Here is a 6,000-nt window from a genome sequence, read left to right on the forward strand (position 1 = left end):
GCCAGCGGATTGAAAGTCAAGGCTTGGCAAGTCCAGAGCAGCGAATGTTTTCACTTCTTGAACGCAAGCACCCCTTCCGCCACCTCATCGCCGCTCACATGAGCAATGAGGGCTACGTTTGATTTCGGTCGATGAACGATCAAGGGGTGGCACCCAGTGCCACTCTTTGGAGAAGTGCAATCGATCGCGGGTGCGCTCATCTGAGCAATACCCCCCTCGGGGGTGGCGAGAATCACGCCGCCACACGGCCCCGGATGTCACCATGCGGACGCCCTCGCCCACCACGAGCGTGCCTCACACCCCCAGTGCCAGCAACCGCTCCTCGACCCGCTCCGGCGCGTACAGGTGCTCCACGACCATCGCGCCCGCCCCCACCAGCGCCGCCCGCTCCCCCAGCCGCGAGGTCACGACGTCCAGATGGGCCGTGGAGCGGGGCAGCGCCCGCTGGTAGAGCAGCTCGCGCACGCCGGTGAGGAAGGCGGTGCCGGCCAGATCCCCGGCGATCATCAGGACCCCGGGGTTCAGCAGCGTCACGACCGTCGCCAGGACGTCCCCGACCCGGCGCCCCGCTTCCCGGGCCAGCGCCGCCGCCCCGGGGTGCCCGGCGGCGAGCAGCTCGCGCACGTCCGAGCCCGAGGACGCCGGTACGCCCGACTCCGCGAGCCGTCGCGCCACGGCGCCACCGCTGGCGACGGCGGCGAGACAGCCGTACGAGCCGCAGCGGCACAGCGCCTCCGCGCCCACCCGGATGTGCCCGATGTCGCCTGCGCCGCCGTCGACGCCCCGGAAGACCGAGCCGTCGACCACGACCCCGGCGCCGATGCCGGTGGACACCTTGACCAGCACGAACGCCGAGCAGTCGGGGTGTCCGGTGCGCTGTTCGCCGTACGCCATGAGGTTCGCGTCGTTGTCGACGAGGACGGGCACCGTCCGGGCGCTGGCGCCCTCGCCGGTGCGCTCGGCGAAGGCCCTGGCCAGGCGGCTTCGTATGTCGTAGCCGTCCCAGCCGGGCATGATCGGCGGCTGGACGACCCGGCCGGTCTCGCTGTCGACGGGGCCGGGGACGGCGAGTCCGATGCCGCAGACCTCGTCCGCCCGGTGGCCCGCCTTCTCCAGCAACTCGGCGAACCAGCCGCCGAGTTCGCCGAGTACGGCGTCCGGGCCGTCCTCGATGACGAGCGTGCCGCCGTGCTCGGCGAGGATCTCGCCGGTCAGCGTCAGTACGGCGGCGCGGGCGTGGCGGGTGTCGAGGTCGGCGGCCAGGACGACGGCGTGGGCGTCGTCGAACTCCAGGGTGATGGACGGACGGCCGCCGAGGGGCGAGTCCACCGGACCGCCCGCGCCCTCGCGCAGCCAGCCGGCCCGGAACAGGCGGTCGAGGCGCTGGCCGACGGTGGCGCGGGAGAGGCCGGTGGCCTGTTGGAGGGCGCCGCGCGTGGTCGCCCGCCCGCTGCGCACCAGTTCGAGAAGATCGCCGGCACGAGCCTGGCCGCGTCCGGTCATGCGCACCCCCTTGTGTTTATCAAGCCTGCATTACATATTGAGTTTTGCGTGTTAAATAGACGTAACCCTACGGTAGCCACTGCCGAACCAGTCGGCCTTGTCGTCTTCGGGGAGCCCCGAGTGGATCGCACCGCCCAGCTCATCGCCCGCCCGGCGGAGTACGCCGTTGCATACGATCCGACGGCTCCGCCGGGGCCGTCGCAGGTCAGGACACCGCATCTCGGGGCGCTGCACGCGGGCGCGGTGGCGGTGCTGGAGGGCAACTGGACGGGCACGTCGACGGTCCCCTCCCGCCGTCTGTACCCGCACCAGTGGTCCTGGGACTCGGCGTTCATCGCGATCGGGCTGCGGCACGTGTCGCCGCAGCGGGCGCAGACGGAGTTGGAAACACTGCTGGCCGCCCAGTGGGACGACGGGCGGGTCCCGCACATCGTCTTCAACCCCTCCGTGCCGCTCGACGCGTACTTCCCGAGCCCCGACTTCTGGCGCTCCTCGACCGCGGGGCGCGCTGCGGGCGCCCCGCGCACCGTACAGACCTCTGGCATCGTGCAGCCACCGGTGCACGCGCTCGCGGCCTGGCTGGTGCACCGCGCCGACCCGGGGCTCTCGCGGGCGCGCGGCTTCCTGGCCCGGGTCTACCCGCGGCTGGCCGCCTGGCACCGCTATCTGCTGCACCGGCGGGACCTGGGCGGCGGCGGGCTGGTGTCGGTCGTCCACCCCTGGGAGCAGGGGATGGACAACGCGCCGTCCTGGGACGCGCCGCTCGCCCGGGTCACCCCGGCCCCGACCCGCTCCTTCCGGCGCGCCGACCTCGACCACGGGGCCGCGGAGGACCGTCCGACGGACCTGGACTACGGGCGGTACGTACGACTGGCGACGGAGTACCGGGACGGCGGCTACGCCGACGGCGGCGAGGGCGGGGGCCGGGAGTTCGCCGTCGAGGACCCCTCCTTCAACGCGCTGCTCATCGCCTCCGAGCACGCCCTCGCGCGCATCGCGCAGGAACTGGGCGCGACGGCCACGGCCCGCCACGCCCGCGCGGAACGCCTGACGGCGGCGCTGGTGGAGCGGCTGTGGGACCCGGCGGAGGGCATGTTCTTCTGCCGCGACGTACGCGGCGGCGGCCTGATCCCCGAGCGGGGAGTCTCCGGGCTCGTCCCGCTGCTGCTGCCCGGGCTCCCGCGCGAGGTGGTGACGGCCGTCGTCCGGACACTGCGCGGCCCGCACTTCGGCCTCGGTACGACGACCCGCCTCGTCCCCAGCTACGACCTGCTCGGCGAGGCCTTCGACCCACACCGCTACTGGCGCGGCCCCGCCTGGTTCAACACAAGCTGGCTACTGGAACGGGGCCTGCGAATCCACGGCAGGGTCACCGACGCGGACGCGCTGCGCCACGCGGTCCTGGACACCGCGGCCAGCTCGGACTTCGCGGAATACGTCGACCCGCACACGGGCGAGGCCTGCGGCGCAACCAGCTTTAGCTGGACCGCCGCACTCACCCTTGACCTGCTGCATGGCGGGGAGTTGGCGCAGGGCGGCGGCGACTTGCCGCAGGGCGGCGGCTTGGTGCAGGGCGGCGGCTTGGCGCAGGGCGGCGGCTTGGCGCAGGGCGGCGGCTTGGCGCAGGGCGGGGAGCTGACGCAGGGCAGCGATTTGGCGCACGCCAACGACCTCGCGCCCGGCAACGACCTTGCGCGCAGTGGTGATTGGGCGCACGGCGGGGACTTGCCGCAGGGCGGCGACTTGGCGCACGCCAACGACCTGGCACACGGCAGCGACTTGGCGCGCGGCGGCGATCTGGCGCATGCCAACGACCTGCTGCACAGCGGCGACTTGGCGCACGCCAACGACCTACCGCACGGCGGCGACCTACCGCACGGCGGCGACCTATCGCACGGCGGCGGCTTGGCGCACAGCAGCGATTGGTCGCACGGCGGGGAACTGCCGCGTGCCAACGGCCTACCACCGCACGGCAACGACCAGCCGCACAACGGCGATTTGGCGCACGGCAACGAAGCGATCGCGCTCAAGGGAGGGGACCAGGGATGACCGATCGGCATCATCTGCTCGTGTACGGCGGGACGTTCGCCGCCGTGGGCGACCGTGGGGACATCAGCGGTGTGGCAGGCTCCGGCTCGGCCTCCGGATCTCCGGAGGGGTTATTCGTCCGGGACGCCCGGCACCTCAGCCGCTGGCAGTTGACGATCGACGGCGCGGTGCCGGAGGCGCTCTCGCCGGTCGCCGAGGGGGAGACCACGCGGTGCGTGCTCGTGCCGCGCGGTGGGCGCAACGAGCCGCCGTCCTGCACGCTGTTCCGTGAACAGGCCGTCGGGGACAGCTCGTTCGTGGAGTCGTTGCGGGTCGTCAGCAACCGGCCGGTGCCGACGACGGTCCGCCTCGCCGTCACCGCCGACGCCGACTTCACCGACCAGTTCGAACTGCGCTCCGACCACCGTACGTACGCGAAGACCGGGGTCGTCCGACGCCGCCAAGTCCTCGACGACGGCGTGGAGTTCACGTACCAGCGCGCCGAGTGGAAGTCCTGCACGACGGTGACGGCCGAGCCCGCGCCGGACGGCGTCGAGGAGACCGGCACCGGCGCGCGCCGTCTGGTGTGGAAGCTGGAGCTCGAGCCGCACGGCTCGGCCGAGTTGACGCTGCGGGTGATGGCCCGGCCGCACGGTGAGAAACGGGCCCTGCGCGTGCCCCGCTCCCCGGCCGCGGTGGCCGAGCAACTCCGGGAGCTGGAAGGCGAGTTCGTGGAGGGCGTGGCCTTCCCGACCGGCTGGCCCGAGCTGGCCGCCGCCTGCGCCCGCGGCCTCGCGGACCTGGCCGCGCTCCAGGTCCAGGCGACCGGTCCGGACGGCGAGGAGCTGCGCGTCCCGGCGGCGGGCGCGCCCTGGTTCCTGACCCTGCTGGGCCGCGACGCCCTCCTGACCTCACTCTTCACCCTCCCCTACCGGCCGGGCCCGGCCGCCGCCACGCTGCGGGCGCTGGCCGTCGGCCAGGCGACCGAGACGGGCCGGGAGTCGGTGTCCCAGCCGGGCAAGATCGTGCACGAGGTGCGGCACGGCGAACTGGCCCACTTCGGGCAGGTCCCGTTCGGCCGCTACTACGGCTCGGTGGACGCGACGCCGCTGTTCCTCGTCCTGCTCGGCGCGTATGTCGAGCAGACCGGCGACGTGCGGCTGGCGCGCCGCCTGGAGCCGAACGCGCGGGCGGCGATCGGCTGGATGCTGGACCACGGCGGGCTGACCTCCCGTGGCTACCTGGTCTACCGCGCCGACCAGGGCGGCCTGGCCAACCAGAACTGGAAGGACTCCCCGGGCGCGATCTGCTCCGCCGACGGCACGCGGGCGGGTGGGCCGGTGATGGCGGCGGGGGCGCAGGGGTACGCGTACGACGCGCTGCGCCGCACGGCGTGGGTGGCGCGGACGGCGTGGGAGGACGAGAAGTACGCGGCGCTGCTGGAGCAGGCCGCCGCCGACCTCCGGGACCGTTTCCAGCGGGACTTCTGGATGCCGGGCCGCTCCTTCCCGGCGCTCGCGCTGGACGGCGAGGGCCGCCAGGTCGACGCGCTGGCCTCGGACGCGGGGCACCTGCTGTGGTCGGGCCTGCTGGACAAGGAGTACGGGGAGATCGTCGGCCGGCGGCTCCTGGAACCGGACTTCTTCTCGGGTTGGGGCGTGCGCACCCTGGCCTCCGGCCAACCGGCGTACCACCCGCTCTCCTACCACCGGGGTTCGGTCTGGCCGCACGACAACGCGCTGATCACGCTGGGTCTGGCCCGCTACGGCCTGCACGACGAGGCCCGCGCGGTCGCCCACGCGCTCGTCGACGCGGCGACGGCGACCGGCCACCGCCTCCCCGAGGTCCTCGCCGGCTACGACCGCGACACCCACCCCCGACCGGTCCCTTACCCACACGCCTGCGTACGCGAATCCCGCTCGGCAGCGGCCCCCTTGGCCCTGCTCACGGCGGTCGGCGGCGCATAACGCTGCGCTTTGCTTGGCCGTTCTCGGGGCTGAGCTTGGACTTGGCGTGACGCCTGGTCCGGGCTTGGCCCGGTGCCCGGGTCGGGCTTGGCCCGGTGCCCGGGTTGAGCCTGGCTCGGTGCTCGCGTTGAGTCTGACTCGGTGCTCGCGTTGAGCCTGACTCGGTGCTCGCGTTGAGCCTGAGGTTCCCCCTGCCGGCCGGACAGCTTGATACTGGGACGGATGGTCCCGGAGGAAGCAGTCACAGGTAGTGAGCCAGAAGAGCAACATGAGTAAGCGGTATACGGCCGAGTTCAAGCGGGACGCGGTCGCCTTGGCGTTGTCCTCGGAGAAGACGGTCACCGAGGTCGCGAGGGATCTGGGCGTGAGTCCGGAAGGGCTGCGCGGGTGGGTGAAGCAGGCGAAGGTCGACCGCGGTGAGGGGCCCGCCGGGGCTTTGACCACTGCGGAGCGTGAGGAGTTGGTCCGGCTGCGGCGGAAGGTCCGCGAGCAGGAGGCCACG

At 72.9% G+C, this 6,000-nt stretch carries 4 protein-coding genes; 3 read left to right on the forward strand and 1 reads right to left on the reverse strand.

Annotation, left to right across the window (positions count from 1 at the left end):
- Nucleotides 1-294: 294 nt before the first annotated feature.
- Nucleotides 295-1,503: an ROK family protein gene (locus tag BMZ82_RS33540; RefSeq protein WP_093781177.1), complete on the reverse strand. Its 1,209-nt coding sequence runs from the start codon at nucleotides 1,501-1,503 to the stop codon at nucleotides 295-297.
- A gap of 120 nt (nucleotides 1,504-1,623) precedes the next feature.
- Between BMZ82_RS33540 and BMZ82_RS33545 the strand changes: the two genes are divergently transcribed.
- From BMZ82_RS33545 to BMZ82_RS33555, 3 genes are all read left to right on the forward strand, one after another.
- Complete coding sequence (locus BMZ82_RS33545) at nucleotides 1,624-3,552, forward strand: MGH1-like glycoside hydrolase domain-containing protein (RefSeq protein WP_371271342.1); 1,929 nt, start codon at nucleotides 1,624-1,626, stop codon at nucleotides 3,550-3,552.
- Nucleotides 3,549-5,498, forward strand: coding sequence for an amylo-alpha-1,6-glucosidase (locus tag BMZ82_RS33550; protein WP_093781178.1), 1,950 nt, complete (start codon nucleotides 3,549-3,551; stop codon nucleotides 5,496-5,498). Before BMZ82_RS33545 ends, BMZ82_RS33550 begins: the two co-directional genes overlap by 4 nt.
- Nucleotides 5,499-5,766: 268 nt before the next feature.
- Nucleotides 5,767-6,000, forward strand: a 234-nt coding sequence (locus BMZ82_RS33555; RefSeq protein WP_143098959.1) for a transposase, incomplete at its 3' end; no start/stop codon positions are given.

The sequence above is a fragment of the Streptomyces sp. yr375 genome (assembly GCF_900110755.1).
GTDB lineage: Bacteria > Actinomycetota > Actinomycetes > Streptomycetales > Streptomycetaceae > Streptomyces.